Source organism: Lactobacillus johnsonii ATCC 33200 (genome assembly GCF_000159355.1).
In the GTDB taxonomy this organism is placed as follows: Bacteria; Bacillota; Bacilli; order Lactobacillales; family Lactobacillaceae; genus Lactobacillus; species Lactobacillus johnsonii.
Genome location: NZ_GG670121.1, coordinates 480709 through 505296 on the forward strand (window position 1 = coordinate 480709; position 24588 = coordinate 505296).

Consider the following 24588-nt stretch of genomic DNA (forward strand, 5'->3'; position numbering starts at 1 on the left):
CTACCTACTTAAAGTAAAGAAAAACTCTCAAAATTATATTTGAGAGTAAAAGTTATTTATTAACAATTTTTTTGATTAATAATTCCTTCTTTAGCTCGTTCTGCTAAGAAACTTGCCTTTGCTATTTTTACGGCGCCAGTTAAGATGCCCGAATTATTACGTAAACGTAAGGTAGTATTATGAATATCAAGGATCAAGTTATCACCGAGAAATGCTAAATCGTAGTCAGAAGTATAAATTTCAAAATTAGCATTATTTTCAATTTTTACTGAGTAGCGTGGATCGTGCTTCATTGTATCAAGTGAGATTAATGAATAATCCATTCCTATATTACATGAGCCACCCTCAATTGAGTAGTCGCCTCCACCGCCATCAACAATTAAAAGTATTTCATGTTTGTTATAACCACGTTTTTTAAGAAAATCGATTGCATCTTGGCTAATTGTCATTTTTACCATAGAAATCACCATAATCCTTTCTAAGCTTAATTTTAAGAAAAAGTAGTATCAAATCAATTATTTTGTTTGAATTGGAGTGAAGTTTCAGGAGCCCTAAATATTTCCTGGAAAATAATATTAATATTATTCAAACTTTTTTGCAGAATGTGAGTTAAAATATTTGAATTATTTTTTACTTAAATATTGACCACAATGTTAATAATATATTAATATTACTAAAAATTAAGAAAGCAGGTAAGATAATGAGATTACGTAGAAAAGCTAGCCAATTTAGTCGTTAATCAGGAGTTATTTCTCCTGATGTTTCAAATAGAAATTAGGTTAGTTATGTCAGAAGAAGTAATTATTAGAAAATATAAAAATATAGACTATGTTCAATTATGTCAAGTACATGATCAAGCTAGAATGCAAGAATTAATTGTAGGTAATGCAGTTGATTTGTATGCTCCACTTGAAGTGGCAGTGTATAAAGAGGAACTATTTTCGAAAACAATTTATGTAGCTGCGCTTGACAGCCAAGTAGTAGGTTTTGTGGCTTTTAGAAAGAACGAATTAGGCTATATTTACGTGTTAAATGAATTTCAAGGAAGAGGAATTGGTGGTAAATTACTGGATACTGTAATTCCTTATTTAGAACGTCCCGCTTTTTTAGAGGTCTTTCCCACAAATATCAAGGCAAAAAGATTATATCGGAGTCGTGGATTTGTAGAAGAGACTAAAGAAAAAATGATTTTGCATTAACTTAATAAAGAGAACAAAAAACGGTCAGTGGATGATTTTCACTGACCGTTTTTAAGGATACTGATATGTCTAATCTTTTTTATAGAAAGTTTCTTCTACAGCATGAGTGATCGCAATCTTGTCATGGGCATAAGAAAGACCACCTTGCACGTAAAGACGGTATGGCGGACGCATTGGACCGTCTGAAGATAATTCGATCGTAGAACCTTCAGTAAAGCTTCCTGAGGCCATAACAACGTCATCTTCGTAACCATCTTGGTGATATGGAATCGGATCAACAAATGAGTTCATTGGTGAATAGTGTTGAATAGCAGCACAGAACTTAACCATTGGATCTGGTTCGCCGAAGGTTACAGTTTGAACGATATCAGTTCTTGGATCATTCCACTTAGGTGCAACTTTCATTCCCATTTCTTCACAGAGAGCAGCAGTATAAATCATACCCTTTAAAGCTTCTCCAGTAGTGTGAGCTGCCATAAAGAATCCTTGATACATATCTCTTAAATAGCCCCATGTAGCGCCTTCTCCTTTACCAGCGCCAGGTACGTTAAGGCGTGAGCCTGCTCCTTCAATGAGATCTTTTTTACCAACAAGGAAGGCACCAGCTTTGACAATGCCGGCACCAGCATTTTTGAATAAGGAACCAGCAAGCATATCAGCACCATAAAAAGTTGGCTCTTCAGTTTCAGAAAATTCGCCATAGCAGTTATCAACGAAGATTTTTACGTCTGGACGAACTTCTTTAATGAACTTAAGCATCTTCTTGATTTTTTCCATTGTAAAGCTTGCACGAACAGCATAACCAAGAGAACGTTGAATAGTTACAACCTTAATTTTTGGATCTTGCAAGTCTTTTCTAGCTTGTTCATAATCAACTTCACCGTTATCAAGTAAATCAGTGTGCTTAAAGTCAATGCCCCATTCTTTCATATTGCCTGGTTTGTCACCGGCTAAGCCAATAACTTCTTGAATAGTGTCGTATGGCATACCGGTTAAGTAGTAAAGCGTGTCGCCAGGGCGGAGCATACTAAATAGACCAACAGCAATAGCATGAGTTGCTGAAGAGAATTGAGGGCGTACTAATGCATCATCAGTTTTGAAATAATCTGCATACATTGCCTCTAATTTATCACGGCCAACGTCGTCATAACCATAGCCAGTAGAAGGAACTAAATCTTCTTCTCCAACACGATGCTTTCTAAATATATCCAAAACACGTTGTTGATTATAGAATACTTGCTCATCAATTTCTTCTAGACGAGGTTCGATCATTTTATCAACTTTATTGACTTTTTCTTTTAATTCGGTTGGTAAATTTTCTTTCCAAGATAAAACCATTACTTAATTCTCCTTTAATACTTCTGCTTGTACTCTTATTTTACCATCTGATTTTTGATCCCAGTAGACTCCCTGAATTTCAGGTACAAATCCTGGGAAACGCTCGATCGCACCTACTAAAACTTCAAAATACTTTTGATCAATGTCGCTCCATTTTTCACCTGGTGCAACAATAAACACACCTGGTGGGTACGGTAATGCACCTTCAGCAGCAATGTGGCCTTTAACATTTTCTAAGTTAACTAACTCACTTTCATTTTTCATGAAGAGATAGTCAGCATGCTCGGGAGTCATTTGATAATTTTGCATGTCTGGTTTAGAAAATAATTCTTGCTGGAGAGTAAAGGTATTATTTCCCCGGTAATATTCATGCATTTCTTGGCATAGCTGTTTTAAAGTATAACCTTTGTAGCGATCACCATATACCTTAGTTAGCTTAGGGAGCACTTTTTCTAGAAGTGCATCCTCGTTATAGTACTGCTCAAATTCTAAGAATGCATTTAGCAAGATATCTAATTCAGCTTTAGTATCTCCCGGCGTTAATAAGAAAAGAAGAGAATATAGGTCATCTTTTGCACGAATAATTCGTTTCTCCATTAGAAATTCTGCGACAACTGGTCCAGAAATACCTATTTCTTCATATTTTGCATTTTTAACATCAATTCCAGGAGTTACAATAGTAATTTTTAGAGGATCGATCATGGCTTGACCAGACGCAATTTTGCTAAATCCATGCCAAAGATTAGTGGAATCTAAATTCCAGTACTTTTCATTTGTAGCTAAATCATCAGTACTAATATTTTCAAAATTATCAATTACTAGTGGCTTAAATAATTTTGATTTTTTAATTAATTCTTTCCGCCATTCAATTCCTAAGCGTAAGATTTTGTCCCACCATTTTTTATTACCCTCACCACTAGTTAAATATGAGTTAACGGTGAGTGAGGCATAAAGTGGATAAGAGTAACTTGAGGTAACAAATTTAAGATAGGCGTGGTTAAAGTGCTTATGATCAACGTAACGTTTCTGGCCTTTAATATGAGCATCCTTTTTTAAAATTTGTGAGGCTTGGCCCATCCCAGCTTGTTGTTTATGAAGTGATTGAGTTACTAAAATACCCGGATCTTCTGGCCCAAAGTCTAAGTTGAGGGGAGACAAGTGATTCATAATTGGAACAAATTGTTCGAATCCTCCCCAAGCACAATCAAACAGAATGTAATCGCATAGTTTACCAATTTTATCAATCATCCACTTTGCGTCGTAAAAAAGACCATCATATGTTTCTGATTGAATGATAGCTAATCTAAATGGACGTTTAGCTTTAGCTTTTTCAGGGTCAACTTTAGCAATTTCAGCGCGAATTTTTTCTTCACTTAGGAAGTTAGGATCCATCTCTCCAATTAATCCAAGAGCATTGCGATCGGTTGGAATATATACTGGTTTTGCACCAGTCATTACTAAAGCACTATTATAGAGTGATTTATGATTATTTCGGTCAAACAGAACTAAGTCATCTTTAGTTAATAGTGCATTTGCACAAATTGAATTTGCACTCGTTGTTCCATTAGTACAGAAATAAACTTTATCAGCATGGTAAGTTTTGGCAGCTTTTTGCTCAGCAGTTAAAGGCGTTCCTTCGTGGGTCATTGTATCGCCTAATTCTGGTACTGTATCACTGGTATCGGCAAACATGAGGTTTTTACCAAAGAAGCGATTAAATACTAATCCAGCCGGATGTTTTTCGTAATATAAGCCATTATGATGACCTGGTGTAGTAAAACTAACTGGACGATCTTCTGCAAAATTGACCAAATCAGTTAAAAAGCCAGGAACCATTTCTGCTGTGTATTGATTTGCCGCATCGATTATTTGACTTTTTTCATTATTAGAAATTGTTTCATGTGAAACTTTAATAATAGGAATTCCAAGTCCTGATTTTTTTTGTAAATCTTGAGCAGTTTTAAGACTACTTTTATCATTCTCTGCTACAACAATAGCGGCAAGTTCACTAGCTTGAGTTTCATCGTTCAAATTAGTAGTTTGCCATGAATTAAAATCATTATTTTTTAGTTGATTGCTTAATGCAATTTTTAGAAAATTCATTTAATCACCTTGTTTTCCTACTATATTTTCTAAAATAGACTTGCAAAAATTTTAGAAATCTTTATAATTTTGTGCGGACGTTTTTGTACAAAATTTTATTTGCAAGAATACTACGGCATAAATTATAGCGATTTATAAAGGATTTCTACAAGTTAATTTGAATACTTCAATGATAGTTTTGAAACCTCCAAATTTAAAAGATGGGATTTAGATAAATATTTTAATTTTGGGGGAATTTAAAAATTGGATAAACCAGATGTCTTTAATGACTTAGAACCGAATAAAAAACATTATATGAGTTGGCCAGTTATTGCGCTGATTGACTTTGTAACGATTATTAGTTTTGAAAATATCTTCTATCCATTTCAAAACCAAGGTCTTTCAGTTGTAATTTCATGGATCTTTCTTTTATTTACTTATGTTATTCCTTACGCATTGATCAGTAGTCAAATGAGTTTGACTTTTGATAATCAAGATGGAGGACTTGCTTCCTGGGTAAGAAGAAGTACGAACGACACTTTAGGATATTGGACTTCATGGATGTATTGGGTTCAGAGTGTGCCATATATCGTTGATGTGTCAAACTCAGTTATCGTGTCTTTTAGTTGGATAATCTTTGGTAACAATAGTTTAGACAAGAAGATGTCAACGTTCTGGTTTGGAATTTTGACTTTTGTAATCATTTTGATCTTTATCTTACTTGAAAATAAGTTGCGTAACTCACTAGAAATTCTTTCCTTAATTGGTGGGGGAGCTATGTTCATTATGTCCATGCTTTTTGTTTTGCTTGCTGCCTGGTCAGTAATGCATGGACACCACATTGCAACTCAACCATTTAACTGGGGTGCATTTAAACCATCATTTAGCTTGAATTATTTCTCAACTACTGGACTTTTGATTTTCGCAATGTCGGGTGCTGAACTTGCTGCTCCATACGTGCAACAAATGAAAAATCCTAAACGTGATTTTCCTAAGGCAATGTGGATGCTTGCAATTATGACAGGATTCTTGACTATTTTTGGAACCTTAGCACTAGCTATGTTCTTTAACGCTCATAAGATTCCACATGACTTTAAGATGAACGGTCCTTACTATGCTTTCCAACTTTTAGGTGAAAGTTTAGGAATGGGTAAAGTCTTGATGTACATTTTCGCAGTTGTACAAGCAATCTTCATGATGGCTCAACTTGCCGTATTACTCGATGCTTCAAGTCGTGTATTTGCCGGAGATGTTGGCGAAAAATTCATGCCAAAATGGTTGACCAAGAAGAACAAGAATGGTCGTCCAATTCACAGTTATACTTTTACTGTAGGACTCAGCTTATTCTTACTTCTTTTAACAGGAACTTTGCCAAATATCAATACTATTTACAACTGGCTATTAAATGTTAACGGTATTATTTCACCATATAAGACTTGTTGGGTATTCTTTGCCTTTGTAGCAATGAGAATGCATCAGGATAAATACCACTCTAGCTATGTCTTTATTAAAAACAAGACTGGTGCATTAACTGTTGGTTTTTGGTGCTTACTCTTTACTTTTGTTTGTGCAACTTTAGGATTCATTCCACAAAACGTTGCAGTTGGTACAAAAGCATTTACTCATCAACTATGGATGAATATTATTACTGTTGTAGTACTCTTTGGTTTGGGGTTCGTTTTACCATGGCTTCGTAAGCTTGAACAAAAGCGTGAAGAAGAAATGATGGTTGAAGAAGATTAGCCTAATAAAAAAGACTGAATTAAGATTGATTGAATCTTAACTCAGTCTTTTTTTGTCTCTAATTAGCTCCAGCGATCTTCGCTTTATTCAAAAGTAGCGAACTACCAACAACTGAAACAGATGAAAATGCCATCGCTAAACCTGCTAATTCCGGACTTAGTGTAAAGCCTAAACCAACGAATAAGCCAGCTGCAATTGGGATACCAATTGTATTGTAGATAAGAGCCCAGAAGAGGTTTAATTTAATACGATTGAAGGTCTTCTTTGAAATATCAAGAGCGCGAACAACACCTCTTAAATCATTTTGAACTAAGACAATACCACCAGAGTCAATTGCGATATCTGTACCAGATCCCATCGCAATTCCTACATCAGCTGTTGAGAGAGCGGGAGCATCATTGATACCATCCCCAACAAAGGCTACCTTATCGCCATTTTGTTGAAGCTCTTGAATATGTTCAGCTTTTTCATTTGGTAGAACGTCAGCAATAACTTGGTCAATGCCAACTTCGTTAGCGATAGCTTGAGCAACTTTTTCATTATCACCGGTAAGCATTACTGTCTTTAATCCACGTTTCTTAAGTTCGCTGATAGCTTCTTTAGAGCTTGGTTTAGGAACATCTTGAATAGCAATTAGGCCAATAATTTCACTATTTAAGCCGACATAAACAACTGTTTTAGCTTCTTCCTGTAATTTTGTAGCTTGCTTATTCATTTCCTGGGAAATGTTGACGTCGGCTAGTAATCGATTGCTTCCAACAAAAGCTGTTTGATCATGGTAATTAGCTTTAACGCCTTTACCTTCAATTGCTTCAAAGTCGCTAACTTTTTCGATTTGTAATTTTTCAGAATCTGCTTTTTTAACTATCGCCGTAGCAAGCGGGTGTTCAGATGATTCTTCAAGACTTGCAGCAATTCTTAAAACTTGTTTTTTGTCACCGACAATATCAGTAACTTCAGGTCTACCGACAGTGATAGTACCTGTTTTATCAAAGACAACAGTATTCAAGTCACTAACTTCTTGAAGAACTTCACCGTTCTTGATCAAAACTCCCATTTTAGCGCTACGAGCAGTACCAACCATTAAAGCGGTTGGAGTAGCAAGGCCTAAAGCACATGGGCAGGCAATAACGATTACGCTAACTGCAAAAAGCATGGCTTCAACAGCGGTTGCTCCAAGGAATGAGTACCAAATGATAAAAGTTAAAATGGCAATAATCATAGTAGCAGGGACAAAAATATTAGAAATTTTATCCGTTAAGTTTTGAATTGGGGCATGACTAGTCTGAGCTTTTTTAACTAAATCAACAATTTGAGCAAGCATGGTGTCAGAACCAACTTTAGTAGCCTTGAAAGTGATTGTCCCGTTACTATTAATAGTTGAACCTACAACGGTGTCACCAACTTTTTTAACTACCGGCATACTTTCACCGGTAACCATTGATTCATCCAGTGTAGTAACACCTTCTAGAATCTCACCATCAACTGGAATTTTTTCACCTGGCTTAACACGAATAATGTCGCCAACTTGAACTTGATCAAGTGGAATTTTTACAAATTTACTATCTCTTTGAACTTCCGCATCTTTTGCTTGTAAACCCATTAATTTACCTAAGGCATTTGACGCATTATCATGCATCTTTTCTTCCATAGCGTCGCCTAATAAGACGAAGACAGTAACAAATGCTGCACTTTCAAAGTAAACTGGACGGTTGGTAATCATAGCAAAGATACTATAGAAATACGCAACAGCTGTACCAGTAGCTACTAAGGTATTCATATTAGCACTATGCTTTTTGAAAGCGGCAATAGCACTTTTCCAGTAAGGAAGTGCAGAGATTGCCATAATAATTGTGGTTGTAATAAGAGCAATCCAGTTATATCCTGGCATCATCCAATGGAATGGCATTGCAAACATTTGAATAAGCATTGGGATAGAGAGGATAAAAGATATCCAAAATCTTTTAATGTTTGATAACTTCATTATTTAACAACAACCTTCCCATGAAACATGTCCATTCCGCAACTCCAATTATAAGTAGCAGGCTTGTCTGTAGGGATATTTACAATGACCTCTTTTTTGCCATCGAGTTTATCATCTATATTCAAGTCTTTAAAAACTACTTCGTTCATACAGCCCATATTGTCAGATGGAATAAATTTTAATTGGGCTGGTTTACCTTGCTTAAAAGTAATGGTATCTGGTTTATAGCCATGATTTTCTGTATTGACAACAACTTTTTTGGTTTGATTTTTTGAAAAAATACTCATTTTAAATAGATCCTTTCTTTATTTAACGATAACTTTTCCGTGGAACATATCCATTCCGCAAGCAAAGTTATAGGTTCCGGCCTTGTCTGTTGGAATATTGACAGTAGTAATTTTTTGTTTGGTTAAGTCCTCATTAACTCCTAATTGTTCGAAAACAACATGGGACAAACATGCTGTTGAGTCGCGCATGTCAAAGTTAACTTGAGCAGGCACACCTTTTTTAAGAATTACTGTTGAAGGTGAATAACCACCATTTACAACAATTGTTGCAGTTTGTTCATCATTAACAATTGTGCTCGTACTGGCAGCTTCTTTATGTTTGCCAAAGAACCACCAAATAATAAAACCGATTAAAATTACCCCTACGATTAAGGTAATGATCTGACTTCCATTCATTCTTGTTTCCTCCTAACAAATAGTAGACCCTGTTTTTAAGCAGTTGCAGGGAACCATCTCAGGTGCCTCTTTTTCTTTTTGACTGATTTCTTTTTTCATCTTTATTAAATCACCTTTAGAAACGGGGGAGTCTTCTAAAAGTTTCAAAATTACCTCGCCTTTGTGCATATCACACATTCTATTTAGTAAGGTCTTAGCTTCGTTGTACGTCATGTCGGTTTGATTAACCGTAGTCGTGTAGATGTACCGGCGTCCATCTTGCTTAGCATTTAACCAGCCTTTTTGAACGAGACGTCTAATTAAAGTTTTGATAGTAGAATCTGTCCAATCTTTTTTAGCCTGAAGCTCGTTTAAAATTTGTTTTGTATTTGTTTCACCTAATGTCCAGACAATGCGCATTACTTCCCATTCACTGTCTGAAATTGAAGATAAATTCTTTTCACTCATTTATATATTCCTTTCGTTTACAAATGTAATCATATAACTTTTAGTTTACATTTGTCAACAATAAAGATCGATGTACTTAATAAAAATATAATTAAATTATTGTTAAAATAATCATTTCATAGTAAAATCTAGACAAATAATTTAAGAAGGTGAGTAGATGGACGATAAAAGATGGATTGAACTAGCTAAAAGACGTAAGCAAGATAAGTATTTCGGTATTATCAGCTTGTTGATTGCTTTGATGATGGTTTTCTTTACATTGAAAAATATTGGTTGGCTACTTACTTTCATTGTCGTAGCAGTTATTCTCTACTACTGGATTGATGTGGAACAGATGCTTGAAGACAGTAAGGCAATTAATAGGACGCAGAAGATTATTTTTATTATCCTTGGAATAGTTTATGAACTGACTAGCATTATTTTTGCTTTCATTAATTTAGATTATTTATTATTAGCTTTTGGCATTGTAAGTGCAGGATATTTAGGCTTTAAGATAAATACGGTATTTCGTAAAGATTTGAAGAATAAAAAACTGAAATTTGGGGAGAGTATAGTCGCAATTTGTCTCGGACTCGGAGCTGCAATCTTGCTTATATTACTTACTCCTAAAGACATTCTTTGGCTATTTCTTTTGATTTTTGCTTTAGCTTATAATCTGATTCACCTAATTGTTAGAATTAAGGTTGAACATGACGGAACTAACCGAGAACTGTAGGAAAAAGAAAGGGATGAGTAGATGCGCCCAGACTTGATTCTTAAAAATAGAAAGTTGAATCATATTATCGGCGTAATAGGAATCAGTCTGAGTATTGTAGTGATATTTTTAGCCTTAAAAAATGTAAGCTGGGTATATCGACTAGTGGCAGTATGTGCAATCATTTATTACCTTATTGACATAGAACAAAAATTAGAAGAAGACCATGCAATTACAAAAACAGGTCGAAATATTATAGTTGTAAGTGGTAGTTTTTATATAGGCTTTAGCATAATTTGTGCCTTTATAAATATTGATCTTTTATTAAGGCTGGCTGGAATCACAGGTTCAGGCTATTTAGGATTTAAGACCTATCAGATGATTAGAGAAGGAATTCTGAATAAGAAATTGAAGTTAGCTGATAGTTTAGTAGCAACTTTTTTAGGTGTTTTTCCAGCTATTTTACTAATTATTTATGCATCTATTGCTTTTTTGATAATTTTATTAGCATTAACTTTGCTGTATAACTTAATCCACTTGATAGTTAGAATTAAAGTTGAACGTGGTTCAACGAATCGACAATTCTAAAATAAAAAAGGTAGAGTATTCGATTTTCAGGTCGAGTACTCTACCTTTTTTATGAAAAATAGTATACGTAAAAATTTTTTAATTAAATCAAAATTCCATTACAATGATCAACTTCATGTTGAATTACCTCGGCAGTAAAATCAGAGAAACTTTGCTGCCGAGTTTCTAAATTCTCATTTTGATATTTAACTGTGATGTTCTTGTATCTTTCAGTTGGACGTTCTCCAGTTAAAGAAAGACAACCCTCATAAGCTAGATATTTGTCATCTTGGGCCACAATAATTGGGTTAAGCATCACAATTGGGAGTGGTCCAATAAATAAAGCAATAATTCGTTTTTGAACACCAATCATATTTGCGGCGAGGCCAGCTGCTCTATACTTATTAGCCAGTAAAGTGTCCTTTAAATCAGTGGCTGCTCCTAAATCTTGTTTAGTTGCTGGTAGAGACTTAAATTTTAAAGAAAGTTCATCATGAATAATAAGTTTGACCGCCATAAAAATAATTCTCCATTGTTATTTTTATCCTAATTATCGCATATTACTCGCGTAAAATTTAAGTTTAATTATTTTTTCTTTCTTTAATTACAAGACGAATTGAATTTATTACCCGGGCAATAATGATCACTATCCCTACAAATAATGAAAGATAGCCTAATGGAATTAAGAAGAAGTTTTCGTGTAAAAAACCATTACTATCAATATAAGAAACAGAGGCACCGCTGATTAAGAAGAAAATAATTTCTAAAATAATGAATGCACTCCCGATGATAGTAGTGACCATATTAAATTTTGCTGCCCGTGTTCTTTTACCATCATTAATCAAAGTTTGCTCAATTTTATTCATCTTTTTATCTCCTAAAATTAATTCATCAAGGGAAACACCAAATGTTTTTGCAATTAAAATAATCATTTCGAAATCAGGAGGATTACGATTTTTTTCCCAGTTAAAAATAGCTTGCCTAGTTACATTCAATTTTTTGGCCATCTCTTCCTGAGTCAAGTTACTTTCTTTTCGAAGGCGTTTTATTTGTTCGTTAAAGTCCATTTTGCCCACCTCATAATTTAATTTAATGAAAATTGAGTCAAAAAAAACAAGCTAGCAATGCTTGCATCTTAAGAGATAGCGTTACTAGCTTGAAAAAAGATTCTTAATTAGCCCATATTAGTAATTAAGAAGAAGATAACAAAGATTACAAATAAAATGTACATCATTGGAGATACTTCTTTATAGCGCTTAGAAGCAATCATAGTAATTGGATAAGCGATCATTCCTAAGGCTAAACCATCAGAGATGGAGTAAGTTAAAGGCATACCAACTACTACTAGGAAGGATGGGAAGGCAATTTCAAAGTTATCCCAATGGATGTATTTAAGATTACCTGCCATCAAAACTCCGACTATGATTAAGGCTGGAGCCGTTACAGTTGTTGGAATTACTGCTAAAAGTGGACTGAAGATCATTGAAATTAAGAATAGAATACCAACGAAAATAGCAGTTAAACCAGTTCTACCGCCCATTGCGATACCGGCACTTGATTCAACAGAAGTACCAAGTGGAGCAGTACCTAACACAGACCCTTCAACCATAGCTAGTGAGTCTGACAAGAAAGCTTTTCCAATCCGTGGAATCTTACCGTTTTTGTCAACCATTCCAGCCTGTTGTGTCATACCAATTAAGGTACCAGCAGTATCAAAAAATGTAACAAGTAAGAATGTTAAAACAACCATAAATAGCTGTGGCGTATTGATATCTTTTAAGTGAAATACTGCTTGACCAAAGGTTGGAGCAATACTTGGAGCACCTGAAACAATACCATGTGGCATTGGAATTTGACCAATAATCATTCCGAAAATAGCAGTTACAATCATTCCGATGAAAATTGAGCCCGGTACTTTAGCTGCCATTAAGATAACAGTTAAGATTAAACCAAATAATGTGATCCAAACTGCTGGATTGTTAAATGAACCAAGACCAACAAGAGATGATTTATTGTCGACAATCAATTTACCATTTTGCAATCCAATAAAAGCAATGAACAAGCCAATACCAGCAGAAATTGCATATTTTAAATCTTGAGGAATTGCATCAACAACTTTTTCACGAAGTTTTAAAACGGTAATCAAAATGAATAAAATTGAAGCTACTAACACACTAGCTAGGGCAGTTTGCCAATTGATATGCATTCCGATAACAACGTTATATGAGAAAAAGGCTGCACTACCAAGTGTTGGTGCTAAGGCAATAGGATAATTCGCAATAAATCCCATCAAGAAACAACCAATTGCGGTTGCAATAGCAGTAACAGTAAAGGCAGCTCCTTTATTAATGCCAGCTGCACTTAAAATATTCGGGTTAACAAAAAGGATGTATGACAATGAAACAAACGTGGTTAAGGCTGCAATTAATTCACGTTTGACATTAGTATGAGCATCCTCTAAATGAAAGATCTTGTCTAAAAATTGCATCATTTCTCCAACATAAAATAAAAATGAAAAAAGGACACAGTTTACCCAAGAGCCACGGGTAAAAGATGTCCTTTAAAGCAATTTATGACGTCTGATACCTATAGTCCTGAATTTATGGCTCAGGGTAGATACTGTCGACCTTATTTCGACGATATATAGATAACTTGATTGTTAAGTATTCTAGCAGAAACATATCGTATACGCAAATGGAGATAGATGATTTCAAAATAAAAAGAGCATACAGCTCTTTTTACTCTAATACTTATTTATCAGTATTCATCAAAAGGAATTTGGTAAAGCTACCTTTTTCAGCTTTCTTTGCTTTTACTTGCTTTAGTAATTCTTCTTTACTAATATTTTTAAAATCTAAAAATGCTTCTAACACTGTGTAAACATCAGCTAATTCTTCAAGGAGATTTTGATCATCAGGCGCAGCTTTAACTTCATTAGCTTCTTCGACGATTTTATTTTTTAAGGCATCTTCTCGTTCTTCAGGTTTAAGTTGACGATAAGATGCGTAGGTAGCGAATTCAGGAATTTTGTCTCTAACTAGTTTTTTCATTTTGTAATCTCTATTTTACATTTAGAACAACGAAGTAAATGACGAAGACAAAGAATAAGATCCACATCATTGGCGTAATTTCTTTGAATCTCTTAGCAGCAAGCATTGATACTGGGTAAATAATTAAGCCCCAGCCAAGACCGTCTGAAATTGAGTAGGTAAGAGGCATACCGAGTGCGATTAAGAAACAAGGAATTGCAATTTCAAGATCAGTCCAGTGTACATGTGCTAAGTTTTCAGCCATTAATACCCCAACGATGATTAAAGCAGGGGCAGTTACTTGAGTGGTAAAGACACTTAAGATTGGGCTGAAGATGGTTGAGATTAAGAAGAAAATACCAACCCAGACAGCAGTTAAACCGGTTCTACCACCAACTGCAATACCAGCACTTGATTCAACAAAGGCACCAACTGGTGAAGTACCAAGAACAGAACCAACTAACATACCAGATGAGTCAGCTGCTAAAGCTTCACCGGCACGTGGCATTTTGTTGTCTTTCATAAGACCTGCTTGTTGAACAAGTCCGATTAAAGTACCAGTAGTGTCAAAGAAAGTAACCAGTAAGAAAGTGAAGACAACGATCCACATTTGTACAGTATTAATGTCGCTAATATGGAAAACAGCTTGACCAAAAATTGGTGAAAGACTTGGAACGCCTGAAATAAAGGCCTTAGGCATTGGAATTTGACCAATTATAATCCCAAAGACAGCAGCCACGATCATTCCGATAAAGATGGCCCCAGGAACTCTGGCGATCATTAAGAAAATAGTTACAACTAAACCAAAAATTGTGATCCAAACAAGTGGATTGTTCAAAGCACCAACAGTAACTAAGGTAGAATCACTCTTGCTAATTAATTTACCACCTTGTAGACCGATAAAGGCAATAAATAAACCGATACCAGCAGAAATAGCATATTTGATATCACTAGGAATAGCATCAATAATCATCTCACGTACTTTAAATATAGTCAGTAAGATAAAAAGAATTGAAGCAACGAAAACGGCAGCTAAAGCAGTCTGCCATTTTACATGCATCCCTAAGCAGACCGTATAAGTAAAGAATGCATTCAGTCCTAAAGTTGGTGCAGAAGCAATAGGATAATTGGCAATTACTCCCATTACAATACAAGTAAAAGCGGCAGATAAGGCGGTGGCTGTAAATAGCGCTCCCTTGTTCATGCCACTTGCTCCTAAAACAGCTGGGTTAACAAAAAGGATATAAGACATACTTACAAAAGTAGTTAATCCAGCTAAAAACTCAGTTTTAAATGAAGTATGGTTTTCATTTAAATGGAAAAATTTACCAATTGAATTCATGTAGCCCTCCAAGAATGGTAATGTTCGGATTTTAAAGGAAAATTTAATTTTAAATGATTAATTTATGTGTTTAATCATTTAAAAGCGAATCTTCAACTAAAATTATATCTAAATTATTAACTATTTCAAGAATAAAAACTATAATTATTCGATTAAATCAAAAAAATATAGAATAATAGGTACAAAAATAAGAAAATTGTTTTAAAAGGCGAACAATATTTCCAAGGAAATAGAATATTTTATAATTTAGAAGTTGACCTTAACCTTACGTTAATTGATATCTTAAATCTGGGAGGTGAAAGTAATGTCAGAGAGATACACCATCGGAGAAGCAGCCAAGAAATTACAAGTGAGTACACGGACTTTAAGGTTTTATGAGGAAAAAGATCTAGTGAGGCCAGCTTATACTGAAGAAAATGGATATCGTTTTTATGAAAAAGATCAGATAAGACAACTTGAATTAATTCTTTTTCTAAAAAAATTGGGATTTTCATTGAAACAAATAAAAATGCTCATTCAAGATGAGCATGGGAATCAGTCACTGGAGTTATTGCTTAAAGAACAATACCAGGAGAATCAGCGGAAAATTGAGGAGATAAGTAAGAAACAAGCACAAATAAAACATTTGCAAAAAATAAAGTTGTCGCGTGCTGTATTAACCAATCACTCTGGCATTACAGATATTATGAGAAAAGAAAATAGACTTTCAGCTTTAAGAGATAAGATGTTAGTTTTTGGAGGACTTTTGTCAATAATTGAAATATTAGGGATCGGCATAGCATTTTATTTATATCATCTAAACCAAATAACTAGCTTTGTAATTGAAGTTTTTGGACTAGTAGTTATTATTTTTATGATGGCATTGGGATTGTCGCGATATTACTATGACAATGTTGAATATGTTTGTCCTAATTGCGGAGATGTATTTATTCCATCATTTTTGGCATTTAATTTAGCTCCGCATACGCCTAAGTTTAGAAAATTGACTTGTCCAAAATGCGGTAAAAGATCTTATTGTTTAGAAATTAGTAGAGAGTAAAACAATATTTAAAATTGACAGAAAATTTTTTGATTAACCAAGAAAAAGCCCGCGCATCAGCACGAGCTTTTCTCTTGAGTTTCAATCTATTTAAAATTCAATACCCATAAGAAGATGATAAATACTACAAACAGTACCCACATCATTGGGCTAACTTCTTTACCACGCTTTGCAGAAACCATACAAATTGGGTAAGTAATCATTCCTAATGCCAAACCGTCCGAAATTGAGTAAGTAAGAGGCATACCAAGTAAGATTAAAAATGCAGGTACGGCAATTTCTAACTTGTTCCAGTGAATATGTGCGGTATTTTGTGCCATTAAAACTCCGACGATTATTAACGCAGGAGCAGTTACTTGTGTAGTAAAGACACCAAGTAGTGGACTAAAAATCATTGAGATCAAGAAGAAAATGGCTACAAAGACAGCGGTTAAACCAGAACGACCACCAACAGCAATACCAGCACTTGATTCGACAAAGGCACCAACTGGTGAAGTACCGAAGATTGAACCAAACATCATGGCAGTTGAGTCAGCAGCTAATGCTTTACCGACACGTGGCATTTTATTATTTTTCATAAAGCCAGCTTGTTGAGCAAGACCGATTAAAGTACCGGCAGTATCAAAGAATGTAACAAGTAAGAAAGTTAAAACAACAACCCACATCTGCAAAGAGTTAATATCTTTAACGTGGAAAATTGCCTGGCCAAAAGTTGGAGCTAAGCTTGGTGCTAAAGAGATAAACTTATGAGGAACGGCAATTTGACCGGTACAAATTCCAAAGATTGATGCGACAATCATTCCAATAAAAATAGCACCTGGGACGCCTAAGATCATCAAGATTACTGTAACAATTAAACCAAAAATAGTAATCCAAACGAGTGGATTATGAAGTGATCCTAAACCAACTAAAGTTGATTTATTAGCAACGATTAAGCCACCGTTTTGTAATCCAAGAAAGGCGATAAATAAACCAATACCGGAAGAAATGGCAAATTTTAAGTCTGAAGGAATTGAATCAATAATCTTTTCTCTTAGCTTAAATAAGGTAATTAAAATAAAGATAATTGATGCAACAAAAACACTAGCTAAGGCAGTTTCCCAGGATACTTTCATGCCAATACATACTGTGTAAGCAAAGAATGCGTTAATACCTAAAGCAGGTGCTTCACCGATCGGGTAGTTAGCCACAATTCCCATGATTGCTGTACCAAGAGCAGCTGCTAAAGCAGTAGCTGTAAAGACAGCTCCGGTATTCATTCCGCTAGCGCCAAGAACGCTAGGGTTAACGAAAAGAATATATGACATACTAATAAAAGTAGTTAACCCAGCAATAAATTCAGTTCTAACATTAGTTCCTAACTTTTCTAAATGAAAGTAGTTTTTTATAAAATTCATTTTGTCCTCCAGACATAATGTTCGTTTTTAAGCTTTAAATAAGCAACTTTTATAGTGTAGCATCCCCATAAATAAATGTAAACGCGAATTTTAGCGATAAAAGGTTGTAAAAACTTTCTGAAAGTAAATCTTATAAGAGATAGTGAATTATTTCATAAGAGCTTTTGCTTAATCCACTAATAAAATAGTTTTAAAATTAAGGTGTAAGAAAACGTTTGTTATAAAAATTAGAGGAATGTACGATGACAACTTACTATAAGGGCTTCCCACAAAGTACAAGAGAAGAAAAGTTACATATGGTTAACTTAGATGAACTGGAGCATGAAGCAAAATATGTAATGCCAGAGGCAGCCTATTATTATGTAGCTAGTGGTGCTGAAAATGAATGGACTTGGCGAAATAACACTCAAGCATTTAATCATTTTCAAATAGTTCCTCGAGCTTTGACTGGAATGCAAAACCCTGAACTTAATACTGAGTTTTTAGGGAAGAGCCCGGTTATGATTTGTCCAATTGCATGCCACGGTATTGCAAACGCTGAAGCAGAAATTGATACTGCAAAAGGTGCAAAAGCTGCTGGGGCCTTATTTGCGATGAGTACCTATGCAAATAAGAGTGTACAAGAAGTACAAAGTGCAGTAGGGGATTCTCCTAGATTTATGCAACTATATTTAAGCAAAAACTGGGACTTTAATAAGATGGTAATTGAAGAATCAGTTAAAGCTGGTTTTACGGGATTTTTCTTAACAGTAGATGCTTTAGTTAGTGGATATCGTGAAGCTAACTTACGAACTAACTTTACTTATCCGGTACCTTTGGCTTTCTTTAATGAATGGAACGGTGGAAAGGGTGAAGGACAAAGCGTTGCACAAATGTATGCTTCGTCGGCTCAAAATATTGGACCAGATGATATTCATAAAATAAAGAAAATTGCTGATGTTCCTGTAATTGTTAAAGGAGTTGAATGTGCTGAAGACGCTATGCTTGCTGTTGGGGCTGGAGCAGATGGGATCGTAGTTTCTAATCACGGCGGACGCGAAGTAGATGGCGCTCCTGCGACGATTGATGTTTTACCTGAAATTGCTAAGGCAGTAAGAAGCTCAAATCATCGTGTTCCAGTTATTCTTGATGGCGGCGTTCGTCGCGGCTCTCATGTCTTTAAAGCATTAGCATTAGGTGCAGACTTAGTCGGTATTGGGCGCCCATTCTTATATGGCTTAACACTTGGTGGTGCACAAGGTGTTCAATCAGTTATTGAGCAATTAAATAAGGAATTATTGATTGATATGCAATTAACCGTCTGTAAGACAATTGAAGATATTAAACATGCGAAGATTGATCATATTAATTACAGTGCTGACTGGGGCATTTCTTCAACTAGCAGAAGCGTGATGAAACCATATCCTGTTACTAAGGAAAATCAGTTAACAGGTGAAGCAGCTGATGCTGTAAGTGGTGCCTCAAGACATTGATTGTTAGGATTAAAAAATAAAAACTGCGATCCATATTGGACCGCAGTTTTGCTTTATTTAACTAAATTAGGTTTCCAGTCGTCTTCAAGTTTACCCATTTCTTTGAGCTTAGCCACAATTTGATTTAGGACTTCTTGCCGATCTTCTTCACTTGCCATGAAATCAAGTTTATCACCATCAATAGTCATTTTTGGTGAATAGTCATACTTCTCATACCAAGGTTTGTAATAACGAAGTAGACGCTTGTAGTAATCTTCTAGAGTCGGATCATAACTCAATTGTTCATAGTTACGACCGCGTTTTTGAATTCTCTTGAGCATTGTATCATATGAGACATCGATATGAACAAGGAGATCAGGATTCTTCTTAGGCATCCGATCTAATTCACTCATCATATTGTGCAAGAGCTCATAATAAGTGTCGACTTCTTCTGGAGTAGCACGCCCAATATCTGCATTCATTTGGAAGAAAAGAGCATCTTCGTAGATAGAACGGTCAAGTACATTATTATCATCAGTTAAGGCTGACTTAATACTTTGAAAACGAGTATTTAAGAAATAAACTTGCAGTAAAAAGGCATATTTTTTAGGGTTTTCATAGAATAATGGCAAAACAGGATTGTCATCTACACTTTCATAAAAGGGATTAGTACCCAAATATTTAGATAAGATACCTGTTAGACTGGATTTTCCGGCTCCAATGGGCCCGCTTAATACAATAACTGTCATCACGTTCCTTCTATTCGTTAACTAGTTCAAATTACCTATATCAGTAAGTTTCTGATCGATTGTGCTGATAACTTTCTTTCGCGCATCTTCATTGGCAACAAAGTCGTATTTATCACCATCAATCATCATCTTAGGGGATGCATTATATTTTTCGTACCAAGGCTCGTAATATGATAAAAGGCGAGCATAGTAATCTTTTAAACTTGGATCGGTTGACAATTGTTCAAACTTACGACCACGTTTTTGAATTCGATGAAGCATAGTATCAAGAGAAACATGAATGTAAATTAAAAGATCTGGTTTTTTACTTGGATTACCAGGTGCTTGCTCCATCATATTCTCAAGTAAACTATCATAAATCTTGAATTCCGTAGGATCAGCAATACCACTGTCAACATTCATTTTGAAAAATAGGGCATCTTCATAAATGGAACGATCGGACACGCTGTTATGATCGCGAATAGCTTGGTTAATTTGAGCCAAACGATGGTTTAAAAGATAAGTGTTTAAAAGAAAAGTATAGTGAGCCATATCTTTATAATAAAGTGGCAAAATTGGATTGTTATCTACACCCTCATAAAAGGCTTGAGTACCTAAATGTTCGGCAAGAAGACTGGTTAAACTGGATTTTCCGGCTCCAATGGGCCCGCTCAATACAATAACTGTCATCACGTTCTTTCTACAATATATAGTTTGCTTTAATAGTGTAATTCAATATCTGGTAGGTAGGCAAGCTATTTTTAAAAAAAGAGTTAGGTGAAAAAGTCAAGAGTAGATCTGAAAAAATATAGATTAAGGAGAAAAGAATTCTACTAATTTCATTCAATCAAATAAAAAACGAACTAATCTAAAAAGATTAATTCGCTTAAGTAAACGGTCTGATTAATGAGGATTAATTTCTATATTTTGGATCAAGTTTTGCGGCAGCAACTTTATCACAAATAACTGTTACATCTGGGTGATCTTGTAAGATAGATGCTGGCACTTCTTCAGTAACAGGGCCTTCAACTAAGGCTTTAACTGCATCTTGTTTTGATTCGCCAAATGCAAGTAAAACAATCTTCTTACTTTGCATAATGGATTTAATTCCCATACAAATGGCTTGACGAGGAACTTCATCTTCGTTATCAAAGAAACGTGAATTAGCTTTAATAGTGCTCTCAGTTAATTGAACTTTATGAGTTAAGCTGCCAAATGGAGTGCCTGGTTCGTTAAAAGCGATATGGCCATTTCTACCGATACCGAGGATTTGGATATCAATAGGATTAGCAGCAATAATGTCGTTATAACGATCAACTTCTTCATCGATATCCTTGGCCATTCCATTTGGAATATAAGAATGCTTAAATGGCTTCTTATCAAATAAGTGCTTTTGCATGAAATAGTGATAACTTTGATCATTATCTGGATTTAAGCCATAGTATTCATCTAGGTTGATACTAGTCATATCAGAGAAGTCTAGGTTACTGTCACACATATCGTCATACATTGGGATTGGGGAAGAACCAGTTGCTAAGCCTAAAACTTTATCGCCATCTTCCATCCCCTTTTTAATAATTTCAAATGCCTTAGTGCCGCCTTCAATATTATCTTTAGTTACGATGATTTTCATAATATATACCTCCTCATTTATTGGTCTAGTCCATTATAAAATATAAAATTGGTCTAGTCAACTTAAACCGCTAACATTTTTAATTTTATTTTTTTCTGCGGTAAAATTTAGGTGAGGTGAGAAGAGATGGAGAAGAGTTTTCAGGAAAGTAATTTATCAGGTTTAGGTATGGGAACTTGGGGAATCGGCGAAGACGCTTCAAAGAAAAAAGATGAACTTGCTGCCCTTCGTTATGGCTTAGATCATGGAATTAAAGTAATCGATACTGCGGAAATGTATGGTGAAGGAAAAAGTGAAAAGCTAATTGGCGAGGCAATTAGAGGGTATGACCGAAGTAAAATCTTTTTAATTTCGAAATTTTATCCATATCATGCTTCTCCAGAATTAGAGCGGCAAAGCTTAGAAAAAAGCTTAAAAAAATTAGGAACTGATTATTTAGATTTATATTTACTCCACTGGCGGGGAGACAAGCGTTTATCTGAAACGGTTCGGGGACTTAAAGAATTACAAAAAGAAGGACTAATTCGTCATTGGGGTGTGTCAAATTTTGACGTGACTGATTTAGAAGAACTATTTAGCGTTCCTGGCGGAAAAGACTGCTTTGCTAATGAAGACCTATATAATCTATCTGAGCGAGGGGTAGAATACGACGTTTTACCTTGGCAGGAAAAACACGGCGTCGGCTTTATTGGATATTCTCCATTTAATTCAGGTAAGGGTGATTCAATCAGAATTACTAATAATCTTAAGATTGTTGCTCGCGCTCACCATGTAACGCCGCATCAAGTGATGCTTGCTTGGACTTGGAGAAATGGAAATATTTTATCTATTCCAAAAGCAGGCAGTATTGAGCATATGAAAGAGAATATTGCTGCTAAAGATATTAAGTTATCTCCGGATGAAATAAAATTAATTGATAATGACTTTCCGCAACCGACTGAAAAAATGCCGCTTGCGATGATATAAGGGTGAAATGAAAGAAAATTATTTAAAAGTAACTGAAAAAGCTCTACCTGCGTAAAGGTAGAGCTTTTTACGTATTACAAATGAGTTAGAACTGTTTTATCTATATGCAGTATAAGCAAAGTAAGCTGCTTGAATAAGAGCTAAAACGGCAATTCCTAAGCGAATAACTTTAACGGGAATATGACGCGCATGATGCGAGGACCGGAATAACTCCCAATTAAGGCACCAATAGCCAATGGAATGGCGGAATCCCAATAAATTTTTGCAGTAAACATATAGATGATTAGGGCAACTAAGTTTGAAAGAGACCCAATTATATTTTTCATAGCATTAACTGTTAAAAAATCGTCATCACTAATGGCGTTCAATATAACGATCATTAAAACGCCACTTGCTGCTCCAAAATATCCTGCATAGATACCAGTAATCACTAGGCAAAGTAAAGATATAATTTGAAGAAGCCGGTTATTACCATCTTTTTCCAGATGAATTTCCCCACTGAATAAAATCATTAGACCAGAAAAAGCGATACAAAATGGAACAATTTTTTCGAATATTTTCCCGGGAAATTGTATTAAAAGCATACATCCTAAAGCTGATCCAACAATTGTAAAGATTGAATAGAAACTTACTTCTTTCCAATGCCCTTTTAATTCTTTTAGGGATGATGCAGTTGAACCAACTCCAGTCCAAATTAAGGCAGCATCATTGGTTGTATTGGCATATACGGGTGGAATTCCAACTGATAAAAGTATTGGGTAAGTTGCTAGCGATTGTTGATAGGAGGCCTCCTAAAATTAAATAAACAAATAAGAAAAAAGGACTCATAAATTCACCTCTCCTTGTAGATGTAAACATTACAATGGCAGGTATTATAAGCTCCTTACGTTTAGTCAGCAAGCTTCTTATTTAAAACTTCAGCAACATTTCCGTCTGTAGCTGATAATAAATTTTTTGCTTGGCTAAGACTTTGATTGTTTTTAAGCATGATAATAGCTAGGCCAACATCGTTATTGGTTTCTTTCAATGTATCTAGAGCTTTTTCAATAGATACGTTGGTAGTTGCTTGAATAATTCGACAGGCACGGTCAATTAATTTGGAATTTGTTGGTTTAACATCAATCATAATGTTTTCATAGACTTTTCCTTGTTTAATCATTACCCCAGTAGAAATTATATTTAAAATCATCTTTTGAGCAGTTCCAGCTTTCATTCTGGTCGAACCAGTTATTACTTCAGGACCAACAACAGCTTCAATTGCTATATCAGCAGAACGTCCTATTTCTGAATCTTTTACACAGGCAATAGAAATAGTTAAAGCTCCAACTTCATTAGCATAAGAAAGCCCGCCAATGACATAGGGTGTACGTCCACTAGCTGCAAGACCTAAAACTATGTCTTTTTTATTTAACTTTAGAGCATTTAAATCTTTTTTAGCTAATTTTTGTGAATCTTCAGCTCCTTCGACTGCTACATACATAGCTCGCTTGCCGCCAGCAATAAGCCCAATAGCTCGGTCTGGAGTAATTCCGTAAGTAGGAACTAGTTCAGCAGCGTCTAAAACACCAAGACGTCCACTTGTTCCAGCCCCGATATAGATTAAACGTCCACCTTCATGGTAGCGAATAGCTGCTTCATCTATTGCCTGGGCAATTTTTTGATCTTGGTTCTCTACAGCTAAGGCAACTTTTTGATCTTCTTGATTAATGGTTTTTACCATATCCAGAGTTGACATTGAATCAATATGCATAGTTGCTGGATTACGTTGCTCTGTAGTTAAATTCTTGATTTCCATAGTAAATACTTCTTTCTACTGTGTAAGTATTTTTCCAATATTTTGAATCATGTTTAAAATACCTTCGTAGTCTTCTTGATTTTGATAGTTTGTTAAAACACAACAATCAATTACTTCATTTTGTGATTTAAATCTAGCAATATCATGTTGTTCATGTAAAAGTTCACCAGTTTTATTAAATGTTTCAAACTTTGGATTACTATAAGCGACTAATTTATTTCTTACGGTTTGATGTTTTAATGAATTTAGAATTATTTGATTAACTTCGTTATTATCATTTAGCAGCCTTTGAAAAACATTCATTATGGAGTTTGCAGTGCATGTATTTTCTTTAGTGCTTTTCTCCATTAGAAATCTATTCAATGAGATATTTTGAAAATTTTGTTGGAGGAAGGAATTAATAGTATCTAAGTGGTAATAACTTAGCAGAGCATTAGTAGCACTATTGTCAGATAAGGATAACATTAGATC

Annotated in this window: 25 protein-coding genes, 1 pseudogene and 1 riboswitch; of the genes and pseudogenes, 7 read left to right on the plus strand and 19 right to left on the minus strand. The window is 35.0% G+C overall.

The window, feature by feature from the left end; all coding sequences use genetic code 11:
* Positions 1-59: 59 nt before the first annotated feature.
* Positions 60-458 (minus strand): iron-sulfur cluster biosynthesis family protein, encoded by a 399-nt coding sequence (locus tag HMPREF0528_RS07365; RefSeq protein ID WP_034525370.1) that lies wholly within the window; start codon positions 456-458, stop codon positions 60-62.
* A gap of 300 nt (positions 459-758) precedes the next feature.
* Between HMPREF0528_RS07365 and HMPREF0528_RS07370 the strand changes: the two genes are divergently transcribed.
* Positions 759-1199 carry a GNAT family N-acetyltransferase gene (locus HMPREF0528_RS07370; RefSeq protein ID WP_004896365.1) on the plus strand — a complete coding sequence of 147 codons (441 nt, stop codon included), beginning with the start codon at positions 759-761 and terminating at the stop codon, positions 1197-1199.
* Positions 1200-1268: 69 nt separating this feature from the next.
* Here HMPREF0528_RS07370 and HMPREF0528_RS07375 read toward each other — a convergent pair whose 3' ends face one another.
* Entirely contained in the window at positions 1269-2537 is a 1269-nt protein-coding gene (locus HMPREF0528_RS07375) for a methionine gamma-lyase family protein (RefSeq protein ID WP_004896366.1), read from the minus strand.
* A gap of 3 nt (positions 2538-2540) precedes the next feature.
* Positions 2541-4640 (minus strand): putative ornithine decarboxylase, encoded by a 2100-nt coding sequence (locus HMPREF0528_RS07380; protein WP_004896368.1) that lies wholly within the window; start codon positions 4638-4640, stop codon positions 2541-2543.
* A 243-nt stretch (positions 4641-4883) separates the two neighbouring features.
* Here HMPREF0528_RS07380 and HMPREF0528_RS07385 point away from each other — a divergent pair, with 243 nt between their 5' ends.
* Positions 4884-6362, plus strand: coding sequence for an APC family permease (locus tag HMPREF0528_RS07385; protein ID WP_004896371.1), 1479 nt, complete (start codon positions 4884-4886; stop codon positions 6360-6362).
* A 58-nt stretch (positions 6363-6420) separates the two neighbouring features.
* Here HMPREF0528_RS07385 and HMPREF0528_RS07390 read toward each other — a convergent pair whose 3' ends face one another.
* The 4 genes from HMPREF0528_RS07390 to HMPREF0528_RS07405 are packed head-to-tail and all read right to left on the minus strand — an operon-like array spanning position 6421 to position 9476.
* Positions 6421-8346: a copper-translocating P-type ATPase gene (locus HMPREF0528_RS07390; RefSeq protein ID WP_004896372.1), complete on the minus strand. Its 1926-nt coding sequence runs from the start codon at positions 8344-8346 to the stop codon at positions 6421-6423.
* Positions 8346-8633 carry a cupredoxin domain-containing protein gene (locus tag HMPREF0528_RS07395; RefSeq protein WP_004896374.1) on the minus strand — a complete coding sequence of 96 codons (288 nt, stop codon included), beginning with the start codon at positions 8631-8633 and terminating at the stop codon, positions 8346-8348. Before HMPREF0528_RS07395 ends, HMPREF0528_RS07390 begins: the two co-directional genes overlap by 1 nt.
* An 18-nt stretch (positions 8634-8651) precedes the next feature.
* Positions 8652-9029: a cupredoxin domain-containing protein gene (locus HMPREF0528_RS07400; RefSeq protein ID WP_004896376.1), complete on the minus strand. Its 378-nt coding sequence runs from the start codon at positions 9027-9029 to the stop codon at positions 8652-8654.
* A 12-nt stretch (positions 9030-9041) separates the two neighbouring features.
* Entirely contained in the window at positions 9042-9476 is a 435-nt protein-coding gene (locus HMPREF0528_RS07405; protein WP_004896378.1) for a CopY/TcrY family copper transport repressor, read from the minus strand.
* A gap of 157 nt (positions 9477-9633) precedes the next feature.
* Between HMPREF0528_RS07405 and HMPREF0528_RS07410 the strand changes: the two genes are divergently transcribed.
* Both HMPREF0528_RS07410 and HMPREF0528_RS07415 read left to right on the plus strand, forming a co-directional pair.
* Positions 9634-10191, plus strand: coding sequence for a hypothetical protein (locus HMPREF0528_RS07410; protein WP_004896380.1), 558 nt, complete (start codon positions 9634-9636; stop codon positions 10189-10191).
* 21 nt (positions 10192-10212) lie between these two features.
* Complete coding sequence (locus HMPREF0528_RS07415) at positions 10213-10758, plus strand: hypothetical protein (RefSeq protein ID WP_004896381.1); 546 nt, start codon at positions 10213-10215, stop codon at positions 10756-10758.
* 82 nt (positions 10759-10840) lie between these two features.
* Here HMPREF0528_RS07415 and HMPREF0528_RS07420 read toward each other — a convergent pair whose 3' ends face one another.
* From HMPREF0528_RS07420 to HMPREF0528_RS07440, 5 genes are all read right to left on the minus strand, one after another.
* Positions 10841-11254 (minus strand): peptide deformylase, encoded by a 414-nt coding sequence (locus HMPREF0528_RS07420; protein WP_004896383.1) that lies wholly within the window; start codon positions 11252-11254, stop codon positions 10841-10843.
* Between the two features lie 64 nt (positions 11255-11318).
* Complete coding sequence (locus tag HMPREF0528_RS07425; protein ID WP_004896385.1) at positions 11319-11804, minus strand: helix-turn-helix domain-containing protein; 486 nt, start codon at positions 11802-11804, stop codon at positions 11319-11321.
* Positions 11805-11911: 107 nt separating this feature from the next.
* Positions 11912-13225: an NCS2 family permease gene (locus HMPREF0528_RS07430; protein ID WP_004898223.1), complete on the minus strand. Its 1314-nt coding sequence runs from the start codon at positions 13223-13225 to the stop codon at positions 11912-11914.
* A gap of 81 nt (positions 13226-13306) precedes the next feature.
* A riboswitch (purine riboswitch) is annotated at positions 13307-13404 on the minus strand.
* Between the two features lie 83 nt (positions 13405-13487).
* Positions 13488-13787 carry a nucleoside triphosphate pyrophosphohydrolase gene (locus HMPREF0528_RS07435; protein ID WP_004896389.1) on the minus strand — a complete coding sequence of 100 codons (300 nt, stop codon included), beginning with the start codon at positions 13785-13787 and terminating at the stop codon, positions 13488-13490.
* A gap of 10 nt (positions 13788-13797) precedes the next feature.
* Positions 13798-15108: an NCS2 family permease gene (locus HMPREF0528_RS07440; RefSeq protein ID WP_004896391.1), complete on the minus strand. Its 1311-nt coding sequence runs from the start codon at positions 15106-15108 to the stop codon at positions 13798-13800.
* 304 nt (positions 15109-15412) lie between these two features.
* Between HMPREF0528_RS07440 and HMPREF0528_RS07445 the strand changes: the two genes are divergently transcribed.
* Positions 15413-16147 (plus strand): MerR family transcriptional regulator, encoded by a 735-nt coding sequence (locus tag HMPREF0528_RS07445; protein WP_004896394.1) that lies wholly within the window; start codon positions 15413-15415, stop codon positions 16145-16147.
* Between the two features lie 86 nt (positions 16148-16233).
* Here HMPREF0528_RS07445 and HMPREF0528_RS07450 read toward each other — a convergent pair whose 3' ends face one another.
* Positions 16234-17544, minus strand: coding sequence for an NCS2 family permease (locus HMPREF0528_RS07450; RefSeq protein ID WP_004896396.1), 1311 nt, complete (start codon positions 17542-17544; stop codon positions 16234-16236).
* A gap of 242 nt (positions 17545-17786) precedes the next feature.
* On the opposite strand from HMPREF0528_RS07450, the gene HMPREF0528_RS07455 reads away from it, so the two are divergent.
* The gene (locus HMPREF0528_RS07455) at positions 17787-19016 is read left to right on the plus strand and encodes an alpha-hydroxy-acid oxidizing protein (protein WP_004896400.1); all 1230 of its coding nucleotides are present in this window, start codon (positions 17787-17789) and stop codon (positions 19014-19016) included.
* 53 nt (positions 19017-19069) lie between these two features.
* Here HMPREF0528_RS07455 and HMPREF0528_RS07460 read toward each other — a convergent pair whose 3' ends face one another.
* The 3 genes from HMPREF0528_RS07460 to nagB form a co-directional block, all read right to left on the minus strand.
* Positions 19070-19744 carry a deoxynucleoside kinase gene (locus HMPREF0528_RS07460; RefSeq protein WP_004896404.1) on the minus strand — a complete coding sequence of 225 codons (675 nt, stop codon included), beginning with the start codon at positions 19742-19744 and terminating at the stop codon, positions 19070-19072.
* Positions 19745-19765: 21 nt separating this feature from the next.
* On the minus strand, positions 19766-20416 hold the full coding sequence (locus tag HMPREF0528_RS07465) for a deoxynucleoside kinase (protein ID WP_034525317.1): 651 nt from the start codon (positions 20414-20416) through the stop codon (positions 19766-19768).
* 220 nt (positions 20417-20636) lie between these two features.
* Positions 20637-21356 (minus strand): glucosamine-6-phosphate deaminase, encoded by a 720-nt coding sequence (gene nagB / locus HMPREF0528_RS07470; protein ID WP_004896407.1) that lies wholly within the window; start codon positions 21354-21356, stop codon positions 20637-20639.
* 126 nt (positions 21357-21482) lie between these two features.
* Between nagB and HMPREF0528_RS07475 the strand changes: the two genes are divergently transcribed.
* On the plus strand, positions 21483-22322 hold the full coding sequence (locus HMPREF0528_RS07475; protein WP_004896409.1) for an aldo/keto reductase: 840 nt from the start codon (positions 21483-21485) through the stop codon (positions 22320-22322).
* 96 nt (positions 22323-22418) lie between these two features.
* On the opposite strand, the pseudogene HMPREF0528_RS07480 reads toward HMPREF0528_RS07475, so the two are convergent.
* The 3 genes and pseudogenes from HMPREF0528_RS07480 to HMPREF0528_RS07490 all read right to left on the minus strand — a co-directional run bounded on the left by HMPREF0528_RS07480 (position 22419) and on the right by HMPREF0528_RS07490 (position 24582).
* Positions 22419-23150 (minus strand): annotated as a pseudogene (locus HMPREF0528_RS07480) (sulfite exporter TauE/SafE family protein).
* A 61-nt stretch (positions 23151-23211) separates the two neighbouring features.
* Positions 23212-24117: an N-acetylmuramic acid 6-phosphate etherase gene (gene murQ, locus HMPREF0528_RS07485; RefSeq protein ID WP_004896413.1), complete on the minus strand. Its 906-nt coding sequence runs from the start codon at positions 24115-24117 to the stop codon at positions 23212-23214.
* 15 nt (positions 24118-24132) lie between these two features.
* Positions 24133-24582: a serine hydrolase gene (locus HMPREF0528_RS07490; RefSeq protein ID WP_004896414.1), complete on the minus strand. Its 450-nt coding sequence runs from the start codon at positions 24580-24582 to the stop codon at positions 24133-24135.
* Positions 24583-24588 lie beyond the last annotated feature (6 nt).